General features: G+C 45.5%; 27 protein-coding genes, 1 rRNA gene and 1 pseudogene. 3 read left to right on the forward strand and 26 right to left on the reverse strand.

Annotation, left to right across the window (positions count from 1 at the left end; genetic code table 11):
* Nucleotides 1–214: 214 nt before the first annotated feature.
* Together KCTCHS21_RS22955 and KCTCHS21_RS22960 are read right to left on the reverse strand one after the other, a co-directional pair.
* Nucleotides 215–1,771, reverse strand: a 16S ribosomal RNA gene (locus tag KCTCHS21_RS22955).
* A 427-nt stretch (nucleotides 1,772–2,198) separates the two neighbouring features.
* Complete coding sequence (locus tag KCTCHS21_RS22960) at nucleotides 2,199–3,080, reverse strand: nucleotidyltransferase-like protein (RefSeq protein WP_130613724.1); 882 nt, start codon at nucleotides 3,078–3,080, stop codon at nucleotides 2,199–2,201.
* A gap of 210 nt (nucleotides 3,081–3,290) precedes the next feature.
* On the opposite strand from KCTCHS21_RS22960, the gene KCTCHS21_RS22965 reads away from it, so the two are divergent.
* Nucleotides 3,291–3,668, forward strand: coding sequence for a DUF2614 family zinc ribbon-containing protein (locus KCTCHS21_RS22965; protein ID WP_130613727.1), 378 nt, complete (start codon nucleotides 3,291–3,293; stop codon nucleotides 3,666–3,668).
* A gap of 109 nt (nucleotides 3,669–3,777) precedes the next feature.
* Here the strand turns inward: KCTCHS21_RS22965 and KCTCHS21_RS22970 are convergent, their stop codons facing one another.
* The 8 genes from KCTCHS21_RS22970 to gatC form a co-directional block, all read right to left on the reverse strand.
* Nucleotides 3,778–5,517 carry a glycosyl hydrolase family 18 protein gene (locus KCTCHS21_RS22970; protein ID WP_232057932.1) on the reverse strand — a complete coding sequence of 580 codons (1,740 nt, stop codon included), beginning with the start codon at nucleotides 5,515–5,517 and terminating at the stop codon, nucleotides 3,778–3,780.
* Between the two features lie 169 nt (nucleotides 5,518–5,686).
* Nucleotides 5,687–6,118 (reverse strand): Fur family transcriptional regulator, encoded by a 432-nt coding sequence (locus KCTCHS21_RS22975; protein WP_130613729.1) that lies wholly within the window; start codon nucleotides 6,116–6,118, stop codon nucleotides 5,687–5,689.
* Between the two features lie 127 nt (nucleotides 6,119–6,245).
* Nucleotides 6,246–6,911 carry a DUF6677 family protein gene (locus tag KCTCHS21_RS22980; RefSeq protein ID WP_130613731.1) on the reverse strand — a complete coding sequence of 222 codons (666 nt, stop codon included), beginning with the start codon at nucleotides 6,909–6,911 and terminating at the stop codon, nucleotides 6,246–6,248.
* A 20-nt stretch (nucleotides 6,912–6,931) separates the two neighbouring features.
* Complete coding sequence (locus KCTCHS21_RS22985) at nucleotides 6,932–7,636, reverse strand: MgtC/SapB family protein (RefSeq protein WP_130613733.1); 705 nt, start codon at nucleotides 7,634–7,636, stop codon at nucleotides 6,932–6,934.
* A gap of 111 nt (nucleotides 7,637–7,747) precedes the next feature.
* Complete coding sequence (locus KCTCHS21_RS22990; RefSeq protein ID WP_130613735.1) at nucleotides 7,748–8,230, reverse strand: GNAT family N-acetyltransferase; 483 nt, start codon at nucleotides 8,228–8,230, stop codon at nucleotides 7,748–7,750.
* 84 nt (nucleotides 8,231–8,314) lie between these two features.
* Nucleotides 8,315–9,748: an Asp-tRNA(Asn)/Glu-tRNA(Gln) amidotransferase subunit GatB gene (gatB, locus tag KCTCHS21_RS22995; RefSeq protein WP_130613737.1), complete on the reverse strand. Its 1,434-nt coding sequence runs from the start codon at nucleotides 9,746–9,748 to the stop codon at nucleotides 8,315–8,317.
* 12 nt (nucleotides 9,749–9,760) lie between these two features.
* Entirely contained in the window at nucleotides 9,761–11,221 is a 1,461-nt protein-coding gene (gatA, locus tag KCTCHS21_RS23000; RefSeq protein WP_130613739.1) for an Asp-tRNA(Asn)/Glu-tRNA(Gln) amidotransferase subunit GatA, read from the reverse strand.
* A gap of 18 nt (nucleotides 11,222–11,239) precedes the next feature.
* Nucleotides 11,240–11,527, reverse strand: coding sequence for an Asp-tRNA(Asn)/Glu-tRNA(Gln) amidotransferase subunit GatC (gatC, locus tag KCTCHS21_RS23005; protein WP_130613742.1), 288 nt, complete (start codon nucleotides 11,525–11,527; stop codon nucleotides 11,240–11,242).
* Nucleotides 11,528–11,676: 149 nt separating this feature from the next.
* On the opposite strand from gatC, the gene KCTCHS21_RS23010 reads away from it, so the two are divergent.
* Complete coding sequence (locus KCTCHS21_RS23010; protein WP_157994107.1) at nucleotides 11,677–12,738, forward strand: EAL domain-containing protein; 1,062 nt, start codon at nucleotides 11,677–11,679, stop codon at nucleotides 12,736–12,738.
* Nucleotides 12,739–12,843: 105 nt separating this feature from the next.
* Here KCTCHS21_RS23010 and KCTCHS21_RS23015 read toward each other — a convergent pair whose 3' ends face one another.
* The 11 genes and pseudogenes from KCTCHS21_RS23015 to KCTCHS21_RS23060 form a co-directional block, all read right to left on the reverse strand.
* On the reverse strand, nucleotides 12,844–13,230 hold the full coding sequence (locus KCTCHS21_RS23015; protein ID WP_130613746.1) for an ATPase: 387 nt from the start codon (nucleotides 13,228–13,230) through the stop codon (nucleotides 12,844–12,846).
* 103 nt (nucleotides 13,231–13,333) lie between these two features.
* Nucleotides 13,334–14,104: an ABC transporter permease gene (locus tag KCTCHS21_RS23020; RefSeq protein ID WP_130613748.1), complete on the reverse strand. Its 771-nt coding sequence runs from the start codon at nucleotides 14,102–14,104 to the stop codon at nucleotides 13,334–13,336.
* Nucleotides 14,101–15,012 carry an ABC transporter ATP-binding protein gene (locus tag KCTCHS21_RS23025; protein ID WP_130613750.1) on the reverse strand — a complete coding sequence of 304 codons (912 nt, stop codon included), beginning with the start codon at nucleotides 15,010–15,012 and terminating at the stop codon, nucleotides 14,101–14,103. The genes KCTCHS21_RS23020 and KCTCHS21_RS23025 overlap by 4 nt, the downstream gene beginning before the upstream one ends.
* Nucleotides 15,009–15,206 (reverse strand): PLD nuclease N-terminal domain-containing protein, encoded by a 198-nt coding sequence (locus KCTCHS21_RS23030; protein ID WP_130613752.1) that lies wholly within the window; start codon nucleotides 15,204–15,206, stop codon nucleotides 15,009–15,011. The genes KCTCHS21_RS23025 and KCTCHS21_RS23030 overlap by 4 nt, the downstream gene beginning before the upstream one ends.
* A gap of 5 nt (nucleotides 15,207–15,211) precedes the next feature.
* Nucleotides 15,212–15,445: a sigmaY antisigma factor component gene (locus KCTCHS21_RS23035; protein WP_130613755.1), complete on the reverse strand. Its 234-nt coding sequence runs from the start codon at nucleotides 15,443–15,445 to the stop codon at nucleotides 15,212–15,214.
* A complete protein-coding gene (locus KCTCHS21_RS23040; RefSeq protein WP_130613757.1) occupies nucleotides 15,438–15,776 on the reverse strand; it encodes a YxlC family protein in 339 nt (112 codons plus the stop codon). The genes KCTCHS21_RS23035 and KCTCHS21_RS23040 overlap by 8 nt, the downstream gene beginning before the upstream one ends.
* The gene (gene sigY / locus KCTCHS21_RS23045; protein WP_130613760.1) at nucleotides 15,760–16,293 is read right to left on the reverse strand and encodes an RNA polymerase sigma factor SigY; all 534 of its coding nucleotides are present in this window, start codon (nucleotides 16,291–16,293) and stop codon (nucleotides 15,760–15,762) included. Before sigY ends, KCTCHS21_RS23040 begins: the two co-directional genes overlap by 17 nt.
* Nucleotides 16,294–16,441: 148 nt before the next feature.
* On the reverse strand, nucleotides 16,442–17,653 hold the full coding sequence (locus KCTCHS21_RS23050) for a M24 family metallopeptidase (protein WP_130613763.1): 1,212 nt from the start codon (nucleotides 17,651–17,653) through the stop codon (nucleotides 16,442–16,444).
* Nucleotides 17,654–18,219: 566 nt separating this feature from the next.
* Nucleotides 18,220–18,598: pseudogene (locus tag KCTCHS21_RS32175) on the reverse strand (hypothetical protein); the annotation flags it as partial.
* Nucleotides 18,599–18,704: 106 nt separating this feature from the next.
* Nucleotides 18,705–19,607: an aldo/keto reductase gene (locus KCTCHS21_RS23055; RefSeq protein WP_130613765.1), complete on the reverse strand. Its 903-nt coding sequence runs from the start codon at nucleotides 19,605–19,607 to the stop codon at nucleotides 18,705–18,707.
* A complete protein-coding gene (locus tag KCTCHS21_RS23060) occupies nucleotides 19,604–20,263 on the reverse strand; it encodes a GGDEF domain-containing protein (RefSeq protein WP_130613767.1) in 660 nt (219 codons plus the stop codon). The genes KCTCHS21_RS23055 and KCTCHS21_RS23060 overlap by 4 nt, the downstream gene beginning before the upstream one ends.
* Before the next feature lie 231 nt (nucleotides 20,264–20,494).
* Here KCTCHS21_RS23060 and KCTCHS21_RS23065 point away from each other — a divergent pair, with 231 nt between their 5' ends.
* A complete protein-coding gene (locus KCTCHS21_RS23065) occupies nucleotides 20,495–20,683 on the forward strand; it encodes a hypothetical protein (RefSeq protein ID WP_130613769.1) in 189 nt (62 codons plus the stop codon).
* A 339-nt stretch (nucleotides 20,684–21,022) separates the two neighbouring features.
* Here KCTCHS21_RS23065 and KCTCHS21_RS23070 read toward each other — a convergent pair whose 3' ends face one another.
* Genes KCTCHS21_RS23070 through KCTCHS21_RS23080 form a run of 5 tightly spaced genes read right to left on the reverse strand, consistent with a single transcriptional unit; the run spans nucleotide 21,023 to nucleotide 23,176 of the window.
* Nucleotides 21,023–21,505 carry a hypothetical protein gene (locus KCTCHS21_RS23070; protein ID WP_130613771.1) on the reverse strand — a complete coding sequence of 161 codons (483 nt, stop codon included), beginning with the start codon at nucleotides 21,503–21,505 and terminating at the stop codon, nucleotides 21,023–21,025.
* Between the two features lie 24 nt (nucleotides 21,506–21,529).
* A complete protein-coding gene (locus KCTCHS21_RS23075; protein WP_232057933.1) occupies nucleotides 21,530–21,940 on the reverse strand; it encodes a hypothetical protein in 411 nt (136 codons plus the stop codon).
* A gap of 11 nt (nucleotides 21,941–21,951) precedes the next feature.
* On the reverse strand, nucleotides 21,952–22,083 hold the full coding sequence (locus KCTCHS21_RS31990; protein WP_269472730.1) for a hypothetical protein: 132 nt from the start codon (nucleotides 22,081–22,083) through the stop codon (nucleotides 21,952–21,954).
* A 34-nt stretch (nucleotides 22,084–22,117) separates the two neighbouring features.
* Nucleotides 22,118–22,267 carry a hypothetical protein gene (locus KCTCHS21_RS31415; RefSeq protein WP_170211441.1) on the reverse strand — a complete coding sequence of 50 codons (150 nt, stop codon included), beginning with the start codon at nucleotides 22,265–22,267 and terminating at the stop codon, nucleotides 22,118–22,120.
* A 15-nt stretch (nucleotides 22,268–22,282) separates the two neighbouring features.
* Nucleotides 22,283–23,176 carry a hypothetical protein gene (locus KCTCHS21_RS23080; protein ID WP_232057934.1) on the reverse strand — a complete coding sequence of 298 codons (894 nt, stop codon included), beginning with the start codon at nucleotides 23,174–23,176 and terminating at the stop codon, nucleotides 22,283–22,285.
* Between the last annotated feature and the right edge of the window lie 20 nt (nucleotides 23,177–23,196).

Below are 23,196 nucleotides of genomic sequence, written 5' to 3' on the forward strand. Positions count from 1 at the left end.
ATCCAGTTTTCAAGGTACAAGATTTCCTGCTTCTTCGGCAGGGAAAAACATATTATCATGTTTTCGATCAAAGATTCAACCCACAAAGATTGACAATCGAGGAAAACAAGATGGTTGAAAGATTGCTCTTTCAAAACTGAACTTGAGCGTAAGAAACGAATTGCCATCCTACCGAGGTAGCTATGGACTTTTATAACCCCGAAGGGTTCCTTAGAAAGGAGGTGATCCAGCCGCACCTTCCGATACGGCTACCTTGTTACGACTTCACCCCAATCATCTACCCCACCTTCGGCGGCTGGCTCCCTTGCGGGTTACCCCACCGACTTCGGGTGTTGTAAACTCTCGTGGTGTGACGGGCGGTGTGTACAAGACCCGGGAACGTATTCACCGCGGCATGCTGATCCGCGATTACTAGCAATTCCGACTTCATGCAGGCGAGTTGCAGCCTGCAATCCGAACTGAGACCGGCTTTGTTGGGATTGGCTCCACCTCGCGGTTTCGCAGCCCGTTGTACCGGCCATTGTAGTACGTGTGTAGCCCAGGTCATAAGGGGCATGATGATTTGACGTCATCCCCGCCTTCCTCCGGTTTGTCACCGGCAGTCAACCTAGAGTGCCCAGCTTAACCTGCTGGCAACTAAGTTTAGGGGTTGCGCTCGTTGCGGGACTTAACCCAACATCTCACGACACGAGCTGACGACAACCATGCACCACCTGTCTCCTCTGTCCCGAAGGCCGCCTCTATCTCTAGAGGATTCAGAGGGATGTCAAGACCTGGTAAGGTTCTTCGCGTTGCTTCGAATTAAACCACATACTCCACTGCTTGTGCGGGTCCCCGTCAATTCCTTTGAGTTTCAGTCTTGCGACCGTACTCCCCAGGCGGAGTGCTTAATGTGTTAACTTCGGCACCGAGGGCATGATACCCCCAACACCTAGCACTCATCGTTTACAGCGTGGACTACCAGGGTATCTAATCCTGTTTGCTCCCCACGCTTTCGCGCCTCAGCGTCAGTTACAGTCCAGAGAGCCGCCTTCGCCACTGGTGTTCCTCCACATCTCTACGCATTTCACCGCTACACGTGGAATTCCGCTCTCCTCTTCTGCACTCAAGTTCCCCAGTTTCCAGTGCATCACGGGGTTGAGCCCCGCACTTAGACACCAGACTTAAAGAACCGCCTGCGCGCGCTTTACGCCCAATAAATCCGGACAACGCTTGCCCCCTACGTATTACCGCGGCTGCTGGCACGTAGTTAGCCGGGGCTTTCTTCTCAGGTACCGTCATCGGATGAGCAGTTACTCTCACCCTTATTCTTCCCTGGCAACAGAGCTTTACGACCCGAAAGCCTTCCTCACTCACGCGGCGTTGCTCCATCAGGCTTTCGCCCATTGTGGAAGATTCCCTACTGCTGCCTCCCGTAGGAGTCTGGGCCGTGTCTCAGTCCCAGTGTGGCCGTTCACCCTCTCAGGTCGGCTACGCATCGTCGCCTTGGTGAGCCATTACCCCACCAACTAGCTAATGCGCCGCAGGCCCATCCACAAGCCGCAGATTGCTCCGCGTTTCCCAATTCGACCATGCGATCAAATTGTTTATCCGGTCTTAGCATTCGTTTCCGAATGTTATCCCGATCTTATGGGCAGGTTGCCTACGTGTTACTCACCCGTCCGCCACTAACCAAGTTTAGAAGCAAGCTTCTAAACAAGATCCGTTCGACTTGCATGTATTAGGCACGCCGCCAGCGTTCGTCCTGAGCCAGGATCAAACTCTCCATAATAGTGAAGCCGAAGCTTCGCATTAAAGAGCCTTTGAGGCTCAATCTTTACAACTGGTTTGTCTTCCAACAACCGAAGTTGTCTTCCAACGATTTGTTCGTTCTTTATGACGACTGTGCGCGATGAAACATCGCTGGCAATCAGTCACATCTTACGCTCAATGTTCAGTTTTCAAAGAACAATTCGTTTTGGTATTATGTATACTCCGCAACTATCAGCGGCTTTATAATATACCACAGCTTGTATCAACATTGCAAGCTCTTAATTTGCAGCGTTTGATTTATGCTGTTTCCGCTTTGCACTACTTTTTCAGCGGCGAGATATAATTTATCACAGAATGATATAACAAGTCAACAGTTTTTTCGACATTTATTTTAAGCCTCTTATAATCGACCTTCTGAAGCATACCGCGCTCTACTATTCCAATGATTATAATCGGCCTGCTGAAGCGTATTGAAGCTCTACTATTCCACTGACGCGATTACGTGCAGGCTTAGCTAGTTCACGAATGCAGCCCCGTCTAACAAGCTTCTGAAGAAGCACGGATAGCTCCAAAGTTAAGCCTGCTAAATCAGGATGCTGCAGCAGCTCTGCAGGTGTCCACGACTCTTTACGACTTTCTATTAAACGAATAAGCAGCACGCACGAGGATTCCATTTTATTAAGAATAGAAAACTCACAAGCCAGCAATACAAGCTGTACTCGTTGTTCTAGCGTTTCTCCACTGGTCGTCAATTGCTCTAACAATTTGTAAATACCAGGATTAACCCTTCTCATCTGCTCCCAAACCGTCAGCTCCGGATGCATCCCCTGCTCTACCAATGTAATATGGGCTAAATTGTGAAGAGAGGCTAACAATTGAGAATAAGCATCTAATACCTGACCATCTTGAATATCTTGTTTAGCTTGCAAATAAGTTCGGACGAACTGAGAAAACTCGCATAACAATTTTTGTTCCCGCAGCAGTGGAGACCATTCCATTAGTCTAGAGCGCAAATCCGTTAAATAGCTATCTTGGTCAATGAGAATGTCACCTTGGACTAACCAATGTATAACATTGCGATTATGCCCGCTAACGATCCAGCTTTCCAGCATCTCTGGGGTTACTCTTCTTACTTGAATGCGAGCGTCATTCCATATCCAGTGCTCCATTTTCTTATCTGCATCAGCTACATTCGTAACAATTAAAGCCAAACGATCCATTCCATCAATTAATGGCTGGTACGAGAAAGGGTTGGCAACAAGAAGTAGACTGATTAAGCCCTCCTCCTGCCCCAATTGCTCTAAGTAGAAAATCCCGCTATTATCCATTTGAACCACCCTAATCACATCCTTATAAACTTAAATCACCTCTTTTGAGCTGGCCAAGGTGGTCTGTCCACAAAATGTGAGCTATAATTAAAATCACGAGTATGGTCTAGTTCTACAATGCACCTCCTGTTTCCTGCCTAATCGAGTGAGACAGATTAATCTGTAGCGTAAAACGACCATTTAATGTGCTCTATAGAAGGAGATAACAACATGAAATGGAAAGCCAGTAAAATATCGACTATGCGTACTTGGGGACTATTGCTAGTACTAGCCGGTATGGGAATTATGATTTTTGGAACAAGCGGCATTCTGCTCTTCGGCGAAGTCGGGAAAATAATCGCTGCCATCTTCATGGTCTTCGGCATAATTAGCTGCTTTGTAAGTATGGGGATCTATTTCTGGGTCGGAATGTTATCTACAAGCGCTCCTGTAATCGATTGCCCAGAATGCAGCAAGCGAACAAAAATGCTTGGAACAACGGATCGTTGTATGTACTGTCACACGATTCTAACTCTCGACCCTGAGAAAGCTAATACGAACATTCAGCCTATCACTAGCGATGATACTCCCATTCAAGCTCAGCCTTAAAAGCTTAATCAGTAGTCCCGCAAATGAAAAATCTCCGGATACAATGACGATTACAGTCAATGTATCCGGAGATTTTGTTTTATAGCTTCTGCTTATGAACACTTCTGTGTTAAGGGCGGCTTTGTAGCGATTTATCCAACACAGACCAAATATCACTTGATTCGAATCCCCTGCGCCATGAGGCGACACCTGCTAGATCGTACTTCTTTGCTAGCTCAGCACGTGCCTTAATGGAGGACGCATCCTCAATCCATATTTTCTTAACTAGGTTACCTTCCTTAAACTCCACATATTGCTGACCTGTTTCCTCCGAGAAAACCGGTGTTAGCTTCTTCTCTTTAATTAATTTCTGTACTGCATCCATATTCATCGTCTTAGAGGAAACCTTGACGCCATCTGTGCCTTTTGGCTCCTCTGTCCATATCCGCGTGTAAAATGGAACGCCCAGAATTAATTTACTCGCTGGAACCCTGTCTTCTTCTAATATACGCTTGATGGATTTTTCTGAAAAGGATAGCGAAGAAACCGAGCCTGACACTGGACTTGATGCCCAATGCTCATCATAAGCCATCACCATCATAAAATCGACAATTGAGCCTAATCGCTCTCGATCCAGAAAAACAGACCATAGCTCACTATTCGATTTTGGAGTCACATCAATAGAAACAACCAAATTTTGTTCATGTAGCAGCGGAGTCATTTCTCGCATGAATTGTACGAGATTTTCCTTGTCCTTCGTATATACATTTTCGAAATCAATATTAACACCTTGCAGCTTAAACGTTTTTGCATAAGCTAGCATCTGCTGAATCATAGCAAATCTAGTCTCATATGAGGCTAATGCTGTGTGAGTCCTGTCTGGATCAAAACCATTGCTAAACAGCGCCCAAACTTGAATACCTTTGGCATTTGCCCATGAAGAATACCCAGCGTCCGCTTTACTGCGAATATTTCCTTTACCATCCAGCAATTCGAACCAGGTAGGACTCACTACATTAACACCAGTCATCTCACTTATTTTATTAGTATCGGGATTCGAGGAGTAGACTGGCTCCCAGGTCAAATTAATACGTTTCCCGCTTCCTTTCCAAGCAGCAAAAGATTTCTCCGAGGATGCTGTTGTAGGAATCTTCTCAATGCTGAGCAGAGTAACGCTTCCTTTGGAAATGTATCCGATATTCCCTGACTTGGATTGAGCTAAATACCAGCCTTCCTGCTCTCCCCACAATCGCATATCAGAGCCAGCTGTTATATCCTCGATGATAGCAAAAGATTTATTAGGCCCTTCACGAAGTTTAATTCCTTTTGTTTTCGTTTCAGGAACTCCTGCGTGTTGAATTGCTTCTCCAGGCATCGTTAACGTAACAATTCCAGTCGTTTCGGCAAGCTCAATTCGAGCCCCGAACAATTCCACAAGCGGGGCACTAGGCAAATATAGAACATCATCAATCTTCTTAGCAGCAAACCTCAAAGAGAATGGTTTACGATTTAACGTAGCATCCAATTCTCCAGTCTTAAAATGAAGCACCTTAGTATCCGTAGTCAATATTATGGAATCTGTTTTTTCCTCATAGTGAATCCCTTCCCCCATCACCTGCTGTGCAACAGATATAGGAATGAGCAAGCCTTCTGCTGTTCCTTGAGCAAAGGATGAGGTCCACTTCCCTTGTATCATAATCGGAAATGGCTTCGAGGAATATTCAGGCTTAATATAAGAAGAATTAGGTGCATTAGATGCATTCCACCATATGACGGCAACAGCCGCTAACACGAAAAGCAGAAGAAAGAGCATCCAAGGCCTAGATCGTTTTTTGGAACGACGAGGTTCCGTTGACAAATTGCTGTTCAAAACTATTCACTCTCCGTTTCTGCCTATCTAGCTGTAAGAAGGCTTGTCTTCTAAAAAAGGAACGTTTCAACAGGGAAGAAAGTTGCTTGCTGTATGTTTGTTTAAGGCTCTAAATAATAAAGCACGCCAAGGTAGTCATCCCTGCGTGCTCATGAAATTTAAAATTTAATTAGGAATGCATACCTTTACATGTAGGGCAAAGACCGTATATCTCCATCCGATGACCAAGCACACTGAATCCTGTAGAAGCAGCCGCTGCATCCTCGACCTGTTTTACAGGGGGATGATCAAAATCGACCATTGTTCCACAATTCGTACAAGTGACATGATAATGATCGGACATATCGGCATCAAACCGACTGGAATCATCCCCGTAAGTTAGCTCTCGAACAAGATCGGCATCTACAAAAACCTTTAAGTTATTGTAGACAGTAGCGACACTTAAGCTCGGGTATGCGGGAGAGAGCGCACGAAATATATCATCTGCAGTCGGATGAGTATATGATTCCATAAGATAACGTAATATAGCGTACCGTTGAGGAGTCATCCGGACACCGCCGGATCTGAGCTGGTCCACGGCATGCTCAACCCTGGATTCCATGCTCTCACAGCCTTTCATAATGAACGCCTGCATTAAAGTAACAGGTATAGCTTTATTCTACGTTCCATTTCCGAACATTGTCAATGGAAGATACACCCCGACCCCATTCGCTTAGCTAAATGTTCTTCTATCTCCTGCTTTGGTTCTGTATTTTGGATTCCCACAGCCACAGAGCTACTCCAGCACCAATAAGTACAATAGCCCCGAACATAGAGCCTTTGGAATTAAACAGCCAGTGTGTCCATCTCGTATTTACTATCACAAGGATGATGACTCCCGCTACTGCAAAGAGTAGGATACCCAATGGAGGAACTCCGCGAGCCATTCTCTCTTCTGCTGACGGATTAACCATCCCTTCTGACCATCCTCTTTGAGCGTTCAAAGCAAAGTTCGCGTTTCGTTCATTGACAGTATCCGTGCTTTGAAGGGCATCAAACAGGTTAAAGAAGTAGACAATTGGAACCAATAAACTTACTAATACAATAGATAGTACATTATCTCCTTCAACGGATACGTATACGATAGCCGTAATATTCAGCGCAAGAAGCAGCATGAGCACGATACCCTTAACCATCAAACCTAGATACATATGACCAACACCCGGAATTAGAAAGGCCAGTAAGCCGGCAATCCACTTCCTTCTTCGGCCCACCTGTTTACTAGGCTCTTGCGAATAGGCTGGTGGGGTTCCAAAGCCCCCCTGCCATTGCTCCTGTCTAGCTCCTTGAGTATTAAACCCCGGAGCTGGTGGCAATGGATAACCCTTGCTGTTGCTCTCATCCGACTCTATCATCTTCCCTACCTCCGACTCTACTATTCCGCTGTAACAGACCTAATTCCATTAATCCGGTTAAGCTCATCCGCTATTACAATTAAAAGCTCCCTATGGGGGAGTACGACCGATATCATTATTCTTTGAGCTTGAAGATCTGATCCCATTGGAGTAGCTTCTATGTCAAGGAAACGAACCTTGATCAATTTAACTCCATGCTGTGTCAATACGCTTTGAAAGGATTCCACATAAGAAGTGTCTGACGAAGCGGTTAAAATAAATGTACATTCCTTACGATTATTGACATATCGCTTCTCTACAATGTTTAACCCCCATAAGATGAGAAGAACCATAGCCGCGGAAAGAACAGCTGGCAAGTAAAATCCAGCGCCTACTGTGAGCCCCACAGCCATAACAACCCAGATGGAGGCAGCTGTAGTTAAGCCCGTAATTGATTTGCCAGTAAATAAAATAGTCCCCGCTCCCAAGAAGCCAACACCCGTAATCACTTGAGCGGCAAGGCGAGCAGGATCCAATCGAACATTCGGCTCACCTACGAAATCTGCAAATCCGTACATGGAAAGGATCATAAGCAAACAGGAGCCCAAGCAAACCAATGTATGAGTCCGTAAGCCAGCCGCATGGTTTTTGCGCTCTCTTTCAAAACCAACAAGCCCACCAAGTACAACAGATAAAAATAAACGTAACACAAGATGAGTGTTCTCTATAACCCAAGGATTATGCATAAATATCCCTTCTAACTATTTTTATAGTATCATATTGGAATTTGGCCAAACAATGGTTTGGGGACGGGGATAAACCTAGGCTGAGGTCTGAGTTGACAGGAAAAATGAATGTTAGCAGGGTGGACGAACTAGACTTACCATCTGGATGCCTTGAACAGGCTTGAATGTCTCTGCAAGCTCAAAACCGAAACGCTTATACATGTGAATGGCGGGTAGATTACGGATCTCTGCTGTTACGGACCAGGTTGGAGTGACATCATTCCTCTGATTTAATATATACGCCATTAGTAAACTCCCTATCCCTTGGCGAAAATAATTAGGGTGAACCATCATCCTACAAATGGAATAAAAACCGACCTTATCTTGCTGATAAGAAACGACGCCTATAAGATCTCCATCCTTGTCACGGTATCCCCAGAATGTTTCTTTACAAGCCTGAAGATCTTTGACCGTATCTAGAAGGGGAGGCAAATCAGCCACACCAATCAATGCAGCCTCTACTCGATAAGCATGATGCTGCAGAGACCAGATTTCCTCCGCAATCTCCCATTGCCTGATATCCAATGAAACAATTCCAGCTTCTATTGCAGCCACCTCCTCTTCTCAATTAACACGGCTTCATCGTCATTTATAAAACGACAAACCCGCTAGTAGCGAATTTGCCGTTTTCCTTACTATTTATGCATTCAAACGATCAATCAGTAGCTTGTTAACGAGTCCTGGATTTGCTTTGCCCTTCGTTTCCTTCATAATCTGACCCACGAGGAAACCAATGGCTTTCTCCTTACCGTTTCGGAAATCTTCTACCGATTGCGGATTAGCCGCAATAATGGCATCAACGATCGATAGTATCGCGCCTTCATCACTGATTTGCACCAAACCTTGCTCTTCAACGATTTGTTGCGGCGATTTACCCGTTTCGATCAAGGCCTTGAAGACGGTTTTAGCAATTTTGTTGCTTATCGTGCCCTTCTCGATTAATTGAATCATCTCACCTAAGCCGTGACCTGTAAGTTTAACGTCAGCAAGCTCCAAGCTATTAGCATTCAAATAACCGAGTAATTCTCCCATGATCCAGTTAGCGGAAGCTTTCGCATCGCTTGTATACTTAAGGCTTTCTTCGAACAAATCAGCCAGTTTCATTGAAGCAGTTAGAACACTGGCATCATACGAAGACAACCCATATTGTTGAATATATCTAGCTTGACGAGCATCTGGTAGCTCTGGAATAGAAGCTTGAACACGCTCACGCCATTCGGAATCAATATGCAGTCTTACTAAGTCCGGATCAGGGAAATAGCGGTAATCATGAGCTTCTTCCTTACTCCGCATGCTTATCGTCTTACCTTGACCTTCATCCCAGCGCCTAGTTTCCTGCACGACTACTCCGCCGCCATCAAGCACCTCAGCTTGACGAATTTCTTCATACTCTAAGCCGCGTTGAACACCTCTGAAGGAGTTCATGTTCTTCAATTCCGCACGAGTACCGAATTTCTCTTGCCCATACGGACGAATGCTTATATTAGCGTCACAGCGTAAGCTGCCTTCTTCCATCTTCACATCGGAAACGTCGCAATATTGCATAATCGCTCTGAGCTTCTCCAAATAAGCTTTTGCTTCCTCAGGCGAACGGATATCAGGCTCCGACACGATTTCCACAAGAGGTGTGCCCACGCGATTAAAGTCTGCTAAGGTGCCGAATCCCCCGTCGATATGTGTCAGCTTACCTGCATCCTCCTCTAGATGAAGGCGGGTAATACCAATTCGTTTCGTCTGACCATTCACTTCAATGTCAATCCAGCCATTCTCGCCGATCGGCTGGTCGAATTGTGAAATTTGATAAGCCTTAGGCGAATCGGGATAAAAATAGTTTTTCCGATCGAATTTGCACCATTCAGCAACCTGGCAATTAATAGCCATGGCTGCTTTCATAGCATATTCCACCGCTTGACGGTTTAATACGGGTAATACGCCGGGATGGCCTAAGCATACCGGGCAAGTGTGAGTATTAGCTGGTGCTCCAAAAGAAGTCGAGCATCCACAGAAAATTTTGGATTTCGTATGCAGCTCAACGTGTACTTCAAGACCGACTACCGTTTCATATTTGGACATATTGTGCTCCTCCTAAGACAGAGCCGGACGCAGGTTGTGAAACCCGGTTTGGCTTTCGAATGCGTGCGCCGCTCTCAGAACCGTCTGCTCATCAAACGGCTTACCGATAATTTGCAGTCCAACAGGTAAACCTTCTGCTGTTCCGCAAGGTACGCTAATTGCAGGCACACCCGCCAAGCTGACGGGGATCGTGCATATATCATTTAAATACATCGTAAGCGGATCTCCAACCTGCTCGCCCAATTTGAAAGCCGTTGTCGGGGCAGTTGGTCCAATAATGAGATCATACTTCTCAAACACTTGATCAAAGTCTTGCTTGATCAAAGTACGTACTTGCTGGGCTTTCTTATAATAAGCGTCATAATATCCAGAGCTAAGCGCATAAGTACCTAACATGATCCTGCGCTTTACTTCTGCTCCGAATCCTTCGCTGCGAGAACGACGATACAGATCAAGCAGGTTCGACGGATTATCAGCACGCACACCATAACGCACACCATCAAAACGAGCCAGGTTGGAGGATGCTTCCGAGGAAGCGAGCAAATAATAAGTCGCAATTGCGTATTCTGTGTGCGGCAGGGATACTTCTTCCCATACAGCGCCGAGTGATTCGAACACTTTTAAAGCTTCAAGCACACGTTCCTTCACTTGGGGATCGATTCCTTCTCCCAAATATTCTTTAGGAACACCAATTCGCAAGCCCTTAACATCACCTGTCAATGCAGACAAATAATCGGGGATCTCAACATTGGCTGAAGTGGTATCTCTGTCGTCGTGACCTGCAATAGCTTGCAAAACATAAGCAGAATCTTCAACATTTTTCGTAATCGGTCCGATCTGATCAAGTGACGAAGCAAATGCCACAAGCCCAAACCGGGAAACAAGACCGTATGTCGGCTTCAATCCAACGACGCCACAGTAAGCAGCTGGCTGACGGATTGATCCACCAGTATCGGAGCCAAGTGTAAAATAAACCTGTCCAGCAGCAACCGCTGCCGCAGATCCACCACTTGATCCACCTGGTACACGTTCAAGATCCCATGGGTTACGCACAGCACGGTACGCCGAATTTTCGTTGGACCCTCCCATAGCGAATTCGTCCATGTTCAGCTTGCCGATTGTAATCGATTGTGCGTCACGAAGCTTAGATACAACAGTCGCATCATAAATGGGATCATAGTTTTCCAGAAATTTGCTACCGCATGTTGTACGAAGGCCTTCAGTAACAATATTGTCCTTAATTCCTGCTGGGATACCGAACAATAAACCGCGATTTCCGCCTGCTGCAAGCTGTGCATCCAAAGCTAATGCTTCCTTACGTGCTCCCGCTTCATTCAAAGTAAGAAAAGCACCTATTTTGTCATCCGAGTCAGAAATCTGCTTAATGGAATGCTCCACTAGCTCAGCAACGGATAATTGTTTATTCTGAAGACGATTATGTATCTCTGATAGTCTCAAATCAAAAACCGACATTCTAAGTCCTCCTAATCTTTATTCCAAAACCGCAGGTACCTTGAAATGGCCGTCCTCATCTTCCGGAGCATTGAGAAGTACTTTCTCAATCGGCAGGGAAGGCTTCACCTTGTCATCTCTCATGACGTTAGCGAGGGGCAACACATGGCTTGTTGGCTCTATGCCGTCTGTATCCAGTTGATTCAATTTTTCCGCATATTTAAGAATAGCGTTTAATTGTCCCTCAAATTGTTCCTTCTCTTGTTCCGACAGCTCTAGACGCGCCAAATTCGCAACGTGCTCTACATCATTTCTAGTAATGCTCATACTTGTACTGACCTCCTTGAATCCACAATTCTGCTCATTCTTTTCATTATATCGGACAAACTAAGGGAACTCAATGAATCAATGCAGCTTGACTCTATAGAGAAATGGGTAAAATAACAGCGTACACCTATTTGTTAGGAGGAAATTGTATGCCCCGCTACCACAACTGTAAGTCTTCCACACCTTTACGGGACCATGGCTTGGTCGAGTTCGCCGCAGAAAATCCAGTTGAGCGAACCTTGTTACGTAAAGCGATATATGATGCAGCTGAACCCGAGGATTTGCCCCTAAATGTCGGGTACCATAATCAACAGCAATTACTCCAGTTAATGAGTAAGCTCCAGAAGCAATTATCGAGCTCTACTGCCCAAGATGTGAATTGCCGTATCTCTTACGCGAATGACCTGAATCAAGCGGAAGAAAATGAACCTGACGATGATAATCAAGGTTGGCATTCTCTGTCTCAGCTTTTTGGAGAAGTTAACGGTAGGAGTGTTTCGGACTATATATTGCATCACACCTTTACCTCCCATTTGCAGCCCATTGTACAACCCAGCGGTAAAATTATGGGATACGAATTTCTACTGCGCCCGTTGCCGGAGCAAATGCCTTTCAGACCAGCGGAGCTATTCGAGAAAGCTCGGAAGATCGGGCAGCATTCCTTTCTCGATCGGGAGGCCAGACATTCTGCCATTCGCCTTAGCGCTGCTCATCTTGAGAAGGGAATGAAGCGTTTCATTAACTTCCTACCCTCCTCGCTTCATAGCCCCTATTCTAGCCTTAAGGACACCTTTGAGTTGATGAAGGAAACCGGAACAGATCCAAGCGATTATGTATTTGAAGTGATTGAATCCGAGCCTCTGGATGACCCCGAGCTGTTGAAAATATTTGATGTGTATCGACAACAGGGGGTTCTACTTGCACTAGATGACGTTGGAACGGGTTTTGCAACCTTGGATACCGTAGAGCGACTACAGCCTGACTATGTAAAAATGGATCGAAAGTGGGTAAGCGGCTGCGACAAGGATGAAGGGAAGCAGCGTTACATCGACAATCTGCTTAATCGTGTTTCTCGCTTTCATGGCATTGTGTTAGCAGAAGGCGTGGAGAGGCAGGAGGAATGGGACTACGTCAGAAGGGCGGGTGTTTCCTTGTTCCAAGGTTACTTGTTTGGGCGTGCCTCTCCCGTTCCAGCTGCAGTTAGAGTGTAAATAGAAAAAGAGGTGTGTTACAAAGATTAAAGCATCCCTGTAATACACCTCTTACGTTTGCATGTGAAGCATTTTTTAAGAAAAATAGCTCGTTATTGAAAATCATCAAATCCATGCCTTCAAGTTAACTTGACGAATGAACTCATCACGAGTCAGCACTTCTTTGCTTGTTTCTTCTTCAATCGGCTGTTCCTCTTCTTTACCGCCATTCATGATTCTCTTGAATAGCTCTTCATTTCTAGTAACCAATGCGTAGTCAATGAGTGCCTCTCTCTCGATACGGTCCACCTCAAGCTCTAGCAAAGTTTCTTCTAATTCAATATCCTCGCAGGGCACATAAAACTGTCTATTAGCTTTTGGTACACGAATAATATAATCGAAAGCACTATCGTTATTACGGTCATACGCGATAACAAAGCCATATTCGCCTATAGGCAAATTCTGCTCGAACCGGTCATCCACGATAATGATTTTTTCCCCCAGCTTCAGCATACCGATTCTCCCCTTCTCTATGCATACTTTAGTAATACTTATATCCTACTAAAAAAGTATCACACTATGCAAATGGTGTCACATGGGGGGATATGGAATAGGTTTACTCTATGCTTCTCCTTAACCCTCTAACTGCCACTATCATAAGTAAAATGATACTTGCAGCTGCGGTTAAAGCTGAGCCAATCCAGCTCGAGAAATCTCCCATTGTGAGACGGGAAACAGCCTCCATGCCTAAACCAGAGGGTAACCATGATAGATCCCGTTCAAACAATCCACGGATCAACTGCATTAAAGTCGCGCTTCCGATGGCAACGAATGCCGCAGCAGCAGGAGATCGAAGCCAAGCACTGGCTGCAATGGCAATAGTTCCTACGAATACAAGCCAGCAATAATAGAGGAGTGCAGAAAATAAAGCGTCTCCTACATTGGGGTATCCGATTAAGAGATTCGTATAATACCATGCTCCTCCATACCCCAAACCGAAGGATAATCCGACAGTTATGATTAGCATGACCCATTTAGAGGCTACGTAAGCGAATGGAGAAACAGGTTTGACAAGAATCCACGCCGCTGTCCCGCTTCTTCTTTCACTAGATATCGTACCCATAAAAGCTAGACAAATCGCCAGTAAGCCTATTAATCCGAAGTTTCCCAGTGCTTGGCCTAGTACCTCTCCCGGCTTAGGTATCGGAAGCTGTATGATTGCACCTTCAGGAAGATTGCCTGCTGAGGCAATAATTTCCGGCATAAATTTCGCCGAAATCGGCTGTAACAAGCCTAGCAAAACAAACACCGCCGGCAACCATATCAATTTGGCGGTGCGAACCGCCTCACGCCATTCTTTGTGAAGCAAAATACGAAAGCCGTTCATATTTGCACCGCCTCAACAAACCATTGCTCTAATGATTTTCGGCTAACCTCGAATGTTTGAAGCTTTATTCCTTCATCTATTGCGCTACGCAAAACCTTCTCACGTACGTGGTCAATGTCGCCTGTTTGGATGTTACATTGAAAGCTTTCCCTCCCGACCTTAAGGACTCCCGAAATTCGGCTCAGCCCTTCTAACCATTGATCAGCAGCTTCATTTTCCTCTATAACGATCTTTAAGTACGGATGCCCTGCATTTCTGCGTAGCTGGTTCATCTCTCCTTGGATGATTACCTGCCCTTTATTCATTAAGATCAAATCGTCGCACACCTGCTCTGCATCATGAAGAACATGCGTTGAAAGCAAAATCGTCATCTCTTGTTTCCACGACTCCAGCATCTTTAATACATCGCGCCTTCCGATAGGATCCAATGCGGACACTGGCTCATCCAATATGAGTAGGCGGGGACGATGAACGACTGCCTGAGCTAAGCCCAATCGTTGCTTCATTCCTCCCGAATAACCAGACACACGTCTGTTCGCTGCTTCTTCTAATCCCGACATCTCAAGCAACTCTCTACTTCGATTCTCTGCCTCTGTTTTGGACAAGCCACATAGTCTACCTGCGGTCACTATCGTTTCGTGTCCTGTCATCCAACCGAAAAACGATGGACTTTGCGGAAGAAATCCCATCCATCGCCGCCGATCATTGTCCAATCCTTCTTTAAAAGAAAGCTTCCCAGATGTCGGTTCGAGTAGACCTGCCAATATAGACAGTGTTGTCGTTTTACCTGCGCCATTAGGTCCTAGCAACGCAATACATCGACGCTCACCAACACTAAAGCTTACTTCTCTGAGCACAGCTTTTGCCCCATAATTATGGGTCAACCTCTCTGTCGTCAACAGATTCATGATCCATTTTCCCTTCTGGCGAAAGCAAAGAAGACAATCGGTCCCACAATATTAAATAAGACTATGACAAGGACCCATACCCACTTGTTTCCACGAACCGAAGATGCGCGATATAGATACCTTAAGGCTGTAACCATCAAAATAAGTTGAATAACAAGTACAGGCAGCAGTAGCATAATCAGCTTATCATTCATTTGCGTTAGTCCTCCCTATCCCCTTTATTAGGAGCTTTAGCTTTACGTTTTTTCCACCAATGCAGTAGGAAATAAAGAAGTGAAGGAATCGGAAAATACGTAAGTCCCCACAATCCCCATAACCAAGCCCTCCGTCCATGACGGCGAGCATGCAGGAACAATATCGTACCTTGTGCGATTAGTAGCACTCCAAGGATGAGAAAAAGCCACCAAAAATCTTTAATGGGAACTTCATTCATAAGCCTCTTCCTCTTTTCTTCGTGCGCTCCTGATTTCACTAATGAGTAATGGAACTCCCGCGATTAGAAACAAGCCTTCTAGAAGCCAGAACCATAATGACAACCCATATCCAAGCATAACGATGCCTACAACGATCGGGATAGCTGCCAGCCAGAAGAGAGCCAAGTCGCGCCATAATTTTCTTTTTATAATTTGGCGACGCTCAGTGATGAACGTTTCCCAATCGTGAAGAGGTACTGGCGTTACAGAGTACGCATTGTCTAACTGATCCCATGTTTGCTTCAGCTCACTTATTAAGCTATCGTCAACATCCTTATCGGATGGCTTCATTTTCTTTCCACTCCTCTCGAATTTTACGGATTCCGTAAAAAATTCTTGATTTGACGGTTCCCGGAGGCAAGGACATTATCTCTCCGATTTCCTCGTAGGTGTATCCGTAATAATGCTTGAGGACAAGCGGCATTCGTTCTTCCTTCGATAGCTTCTCCAAGCTTTCCATGAGCTCCGACCATTCGGTGCCACGAGAAATGGTTTCCCACTGAAGTGCTGACATTCTTGATTCATCCTGCAATTGTTTTTGCTCTCGTTTACGTTTCCGAAGCGTATCTAGAAAAAGCCTTGTGCCGATAGTGATAAGCCATGAAGAAAACTTCGAGCTTCCGTCATATCTATCCGCTTTCTCTATCGCTCGAATCATCGTTTCCTGAGTCATATCCTCCGCTAATGAACGGTCCATGGTCACCTTTAGTAAATAGTGAAACACCATACTATAGTGCTCACGAAGCAAGGCCGCCAGCTCCGTATCCGTTATTCGAGCATTGCGGGAGAGCTTATTCATTGGTTTCATATTTCGTAGCCCCCGCCTCCTCATTGAACACGTTATTTTCACTATAATGCAGGTTATACGTTTACCAAGCTCAAATCGTTCAGACGCTAATAAAAAAAATCACCGACCAACCGACAATCGGTTTTCGATGATTGGGAATTCTTGATTATTAATCCTGCAGCTCATACAATTTCTCTGGTGAGATCGTTAATGCCATGCAGCCTGTTTCCGTAATGAGATAAGTGTTCTCTATTCCGACTACACCTAGTCCAGGAAAAGTAAATTTAGGTTCAACAGCTAATACCATTCCAGGCTCAAGGGGCTCTTGGAATCCTTTAGCCAGAACGGGCCATTCGTCGATCTCAAGTCCAATACCGTGGCCCAGAAATTTGACCTGATCATCTCCGAAGCCCATAAAATGATTAGATAGTCCTACCGTTTCGGCCATCTCCAAAGCTTCAGCATATAGTCGTTCAGGTGACACACCAGGACATAACAGCTCTTCGCTCCGCTTAATAATCGCTTTAGCCACCTTATATGCGTCCATAAGCTCAGATGGGAGCTCGCCAATGACAGCGGTCCGAGTCTGATCTATCGTATACCCGTCAATACAACAGCCAATGTCGATTAGTATTGGTTCATTACGTCCAATCGGACGTAGACTCACGCTTTGCGGAGCAGCGGGTGATAATCCACGTCCACCAGCAGGACCGTCAAAATAAGTTGGCTCAGCTGCAGCTTCACCCGCTGCAACGACTCCTGTCATAATCTCCTGGTTATAGCCACGCATTCTCATTATTCCGATATGACCTTGACTCCGCATCGCATTCTCAATAATAGTTATAAGCTCAAGCTCCGTCATACCTATTCTCAGGCTAGCGATTCCCTTCTCCAATGCTGTGGCAGCCACCTCAGCAGCTTTGGAAATCCGATCCACCTCGTAGGTGGATTTTACACTGCGAGTATTTCTAAGCAATGCTGACGCGTCTTTCCACTGTGCTTGGGGAATGGCCTCAGTTAGCCGGAAGTACAATTGCGCGGGCATTACGTCGAAATCAGCGCCAATTAGAGGCCTCTTATCTGATTGAGAGAATAGAGTAGGATAATCTGCTTCTAACAGCTTGCCAAAATTGCGAAAAGAGCCCAAGCCAACCGTCCGGACTTGAGACTCACTAACCGCACGAGATAGACTCCTTCTGACGTAATAAGTCGGCTCCCCTTCAGCTGGCATGAACAAATAACCGGTTTGCATAGAGCCGGTTAAATAATAGATGCCTACATTTTGTGAAACTAAACAGCTATCTAAACCGCTCTTAGCTAATAGCTGTTGCAGCCTTATCTTACGATTAATCCATTCTTCTTGTGGTGGAGTGATGTGCATTCCGTCGCCGCCCCTTCAATGTCCTTCCATTTGATATCATTAGAGCAAAGAAGGGACATGACGTCAACAGTTGGAGCTATAAAAATTAGACCGCTACCAGCGGCTTAAACCAGCCACAAACCTGGTTTTCACCTTTTAGACCGCTACCAGCGGCTTAAACCAACCACAAACCTGGTTTTTCACCTTTTAGACCGCTACCAGCGGCTTAAACCAGCCACAAATCCGGTTTCTCACCTTTTAGACCGCTACCAGCGGCTTAAACCAGCCACAAACCTGGTTTCTCACCTTTTAGACCGCTACCAGCGGCTTAAACTAGCCACAAACCTGGTTCCTCACCTTTTAGACCGCTACCAGCGGCTTAAACCAGCCACAAACCTGGTTTCTCACCTTTTAGACCGCTACCAGCGGCTTAAACTAGCCACAAACCTGGTTCCTCACCTTTTAGACCGCTATCAGCGGCTTAAACCAGCCACAAACCTGATTTCTCACCTTTTAGACCGCTACCAGCGGCTTAAACCGGCCACAAACCCGGTTTCTCGCCTTTTAGACCGCTACCAGCGGCTTAAACCAGGCTGTACTTTTACATTTCCACTTTGTTTCCGCGCGTGCACGTAGAAGCCTTCCTTGTTTTCCAAGTAGGCTGTCTACAACAACGGCTGAACCTTTGCTTCTCTTCCTCCGTCAACGATCGACGGATTAGCTTTGCACCACTCGTACCGCATCATCCATGAAATCTTTCAGCATCTCTGGGGGCTTAAGAAGATGTCCCGGAGTCCTTCATCGACGGTAAACATCATATGACGTTGGTTCACCTATAGCCTGTAGCCTGCAGCCCGGAAACTTCTTTACTTCCTTTTCAACTGATGGTCGAATCTGACTCCTGTTCCTCTCACAGAACCTTTCCTATTTTTCTAGAAATATCCACTTCAGTATATTGTTATCCACATTCTTAATTTATAAAATTTTCTGAAATAGGGTAGTGATTTTATACTTTCTAGTAGGTTGAGATAAGATATAGCCCTTAGCTCTAATACTCTCTCTTCTTTTTTCCCTATCGATGAAGCTCATACCTGCTCAGTTTACTCATACGGCGAATCACTTGCACTTCCTCTTCTGTAAGCACCGGAGCGTTTGCCGCCTCTATGTTCTGCAAGAGTTGTTCACGAGAGCTTGCTCCCGGAATAACGGTGGCTACGGCGGGATGGCTGAGCGAGTAACGAATAGCCAATTGAGACAAGCTTCGCTCATCCGTCACTAATGTTTGTAGCTGCTCTCGGAGCGACTGCAACTCCACTAACTCATAATCTAGATATCTCTTCGTCGGCTCCCGATTATCCGCAAGGACACCACTTGCAACGGGTCCTCTCGCGATTACACTGATTCCGTGCTTCTGTAGCAAAGGCAGCACTTCTTCTTCCGCGCGGCGGTCGACGATGCTATATTGATTCATCACGCTAACGATGGACGATCGTGCAACATATTCCCGGATCACGTTCGGTCTTATGGAGGATATCCCATAATATCGAATAACGCCTTCCTGCTTCAATTCCTCGAACGCTTCAATTGTCTCATCTATGGGGTCGTCGAGAGTCCCGCCATGCAACTGATACAAATCAATATAATCCGTCTTCAGTCTGCTCAGGCTCGCCTTTACTGCCGACTTGATATGCTGCTTAGACGGATCCCATACCCAGCTCTCTTGTCCGGCAACACGCCGATTACCTGCTTTCGTAGCCAACATGACGCGATCGCGGCATCCCTGAATTGCCTTACCTACGAGTTCCTCGTTGTGACCGTTATCATATAAATCTGCAGTGTCCAGCAGATTAATGCCCCGATCCAATGCTTCGTGCACAAGAGCTATCGCCTTCCGTTCATCTGTACCCAAGGACATACAGCCCAGACCAATTTCACTTACCATCAGCTCGGAAGAGCCTAATCGGTTCATTCTCATACGCGATCACCTCGCTCATCAAATGTTTTTGACTTCATTGTATACATTTTACGATCTGCAATATTAAGTAACGCATCTAATGTTTTGGCATCATTCGGGTACACAGAGCTTCCAATGGAAACAGAAACTTCAATCTTTATTTCTTCTGATAATCTCTGTACTGCACTTCTAACTCGCATAAGGATTACCTCCTCATTCTTTCCGTCTATAAGTGGAGAAATAATCAGAAATTCATCCCCCGACCAACGAGCAACAATGTCCTTTTTTGTTACATTCGCTAACAGGATACTTGAGATAGATTGAAGTACCTTATCTCCCATTTCATGTCCGTATGTGTCATTTATTTTCTTGAAGTAATCCACATCAATAAAAAACAATCTTAATTTACCATCTATCTTATTCATTCGCTTAAGAAGCCTAGGGAATTTCTGAATGACGAATCTCCTATTAAAGAGTTCGGTCAAGGTATCTTTTTCAGAGTAAAATCTGACCTTGTCATATTGGCTACCCAACCACCAGCAAATCAATAAAGATATAACCCCGAAATAAGGAAATTTGTAGGCAGGGTAATCATAATATATGTTTCCATAAAGCCTAGCAACAACAATCAATATACAAACGATAATCGTAATAACGATTCTTCCTATATATTTCATTGTCAATCTCCACTCTCTAAGGTGTGGTAAATGTCGAATTTTCTGTTGGGTGAATCTATTAAGTTGATTATAGCATCTGATTGTTCATTTACACCGAATAATCGTCAGAGTGAGCCCCCTAGAAAATAACACCATTTAAGCAGAGAAAATCCACAACCCGCATGAGGTTGTGGATCGGTTGACAGATACCTTTAAAGCCAGCGTGTAGGGATTCAGTACCATTTAAACGGAATGAGCCGAGAAGAGACAACTGGCTACATCCGGCACCATATGGAAGAAGCGAAGCTGACACGTCCAGTATTTGCGGAGAGTGCAATCCAGATGCTGCATGCGGCGAGCCAAAGGATTCCGAGAATAGTGAACCAAATTTGTGGACAAGCCTTGTTTGATGCAGAAGGAAAAGGCTTAGAGGTTATATAAGATAAACATATAGGTCGAGTCTTATCCGACATGGACCGGCAACGGGGAACGGCGGGGTAACTCGCCGGTTTTCTTACTACAGAGATGATTGACGTTACACCTCTCAACCGATTGTCGTGCCTAACGCACAAACGCTCACGTCATTGACGGTGATTATTGCACCGACAAAAAGCGTGAGCGGTAACAACCCTGCTGCATGGGAACCTGAGTATAAGACATTGAAATTAATTCTTTCTGTTCGTACAATCATAACGGCTGACGCCGTCCTTTAACAGCGTTCAACCTTTATGTCGGAGACCTATCAGAAAAGGTTCGAAAATTCTATATTTTCTGAAAGTTCTAGAAAACCAGCTCCGCTGAGCCTTTTAGGTCCCATTCAACCGGGGACAACACTCCGAATAATCTAGGGTATTTGACGTGAACGATCAGTACGATGCCCGGTCTATCGAGCGTAACCTCATAATCATAATTGGCATTTCGATAAGTATAGGGGAATTGCTTATCCTCGTTAATGATTGCAAATGCGCGTACTTCAACTGGGTCACGTAGAAAGCTACCTGGCACAGGAATCAAATTGGCGTCTACGGACAGGTTTTCCTGCAAGTAAGCCATAATCTCCGATTCGGCCCGGTCTGCTTTTATCGAAAGCACTCCCATTTCTAGCTTCTCCCTGTCAAGCTGCTGAGCTGCGGCGTGTGCAGCACGGTCCACGGCGCGTTTGGCTTCGTGGACCGTCCCCATTGCGATTTCTTCATCCATCTGCAGAGCGTGAAGCATCCACCATACGACGATCATAAGCACGCCAAACACTAGCTTAGCCATAAGCTGCCCACTCTCTTGCTTTGTTTAAGGCACATACTCGCTCATCTTCAATCCTCCCCCTGAAATTCTGGCATTCTCAGACGGAGGCTCAAGGCCAATTAAGCGGTCAATATTGAGCAAATTTTCGTAAGGATAGGCAATTCGTAGCCTAAGCCCCGTTCCTCGCGGTAATGGGGCGGTAGCATTATCTCCTTCTGCTCCCGTTGTTGAAGTCACTACATATTCAAGCTTAGGTGCAACAAACCCGTACTGTGCTAAACGGCCCCGAGACTCCGCAATCATTGCACCATCGATATAGCCAAATCTCCCGCTTGCGCCAATCTCCAGCAAGTAATCAACCTCTTGCTGGAGTAAAGCTTGTCGAACGACTAATACATGCTTGTAGATGGGAGAAAACATTAACCAGCAGAACAATGAAGCAAACAATACAAACACTAGGAGCTGCTTCACGGACTAATCCGGGAAATCTGTTCCGCCATATGGCCACCCGAGTTTTTAATTTGTGTTTTCGTGCCCTCATCGCCTTGAATGACAGAGGTATAGATGATTACAACGGTAACAATTAATAATGTAGTCATTAAAAGCTGTCGCATCTAAAAGCATCCCTTCCTATTAGGGGTGTAGGTTTCCGAGCGTCGTATTCGCCGTATTTCCTTGAGTCTCAATACGCGCACGAGTGCCCGTCGTATCCTTTGCAACAATGGAATTGAACATAAGTGCAACTACGATCAACATCATCACTGTGATTAAAATATTTCTCATCCAATCGCCTCCCTTCTAAGGATTAAGGGCATCAAAAAGCTTTGCTGCTTCCTGCACCCAGGGGTAAAGAAAAATTTGAAACGTATATAAAATAGGAATTCCCGCAAGTACGAACAGAAGATAGGAGGTTGTCTCCTTGCGACTGTCCTTAGCCAAATCCATTTGCGCTTTATAATCCTGAACCACTTCTCTGAGCAGATCGTAGATTTCCTGACTTTCGTTAAGACGAAGAGAACGCATGCTTTCCGCAAAGCCATAGGCTTCATCCGTGCCAAGCCGCTCCTTAAAGCGTTTCAGCGCAGCATCGGCATCATGGTACCATTCATTAAGCAGCAATCCCATTTCCGCACGGATATGTCGAGTTAAAGATAAGCATTTCATGAGCTTCCCATGAAGATGGAGCCTCGACCCTGTGTAATAAAGCAATTGGCTACTTACCGCTACGATTTCCCGGCGAATTCTATCTGTCCGATAGCGACGAAATGATTGCAGCCACATCCGATCACATGCAGCCATCACTATGATTACCAGGAGAACAAATAGGAGGTTCCAGCTAAACACAGAGGGCAATTGCCCCTTCGCCTCAAGCATGTAAACGGTAAAACCGACAATTGGGAGCACAAACAACAAGCAGCGGCGATATGCCAAATAGTTTTCCGGCGGGTAACGAATACCACAGCCAGCTAGCAGCATCCGTCTTTCCTGTAAGCTGACGCTTGACCTGTGGGTACGCCATAAAATAAGCCACCAACGAGGCGTTTGGCGCACACGCCATTCTCGCAAATGAATTCTCCAACGATTGCGAGGAACGAACGTTAGCCTCAGAATAACGGTAACCCCAGCAAAGATAAGGACAAACTGGATGAACCCGCCGATCCCGATGACAAGCATCTGTATGTAGCCAGTCATTGTCTGCCCTCCTAATCTAA

The organism is Cohnella abietis (assembly GCF_004295585.1).
Taxonomy (GTDB): Bacteria; Bacillota; Bacilli; order Paenibacillales; family Paenibacillaceae; genus Cohnella; species Cohnella abietis.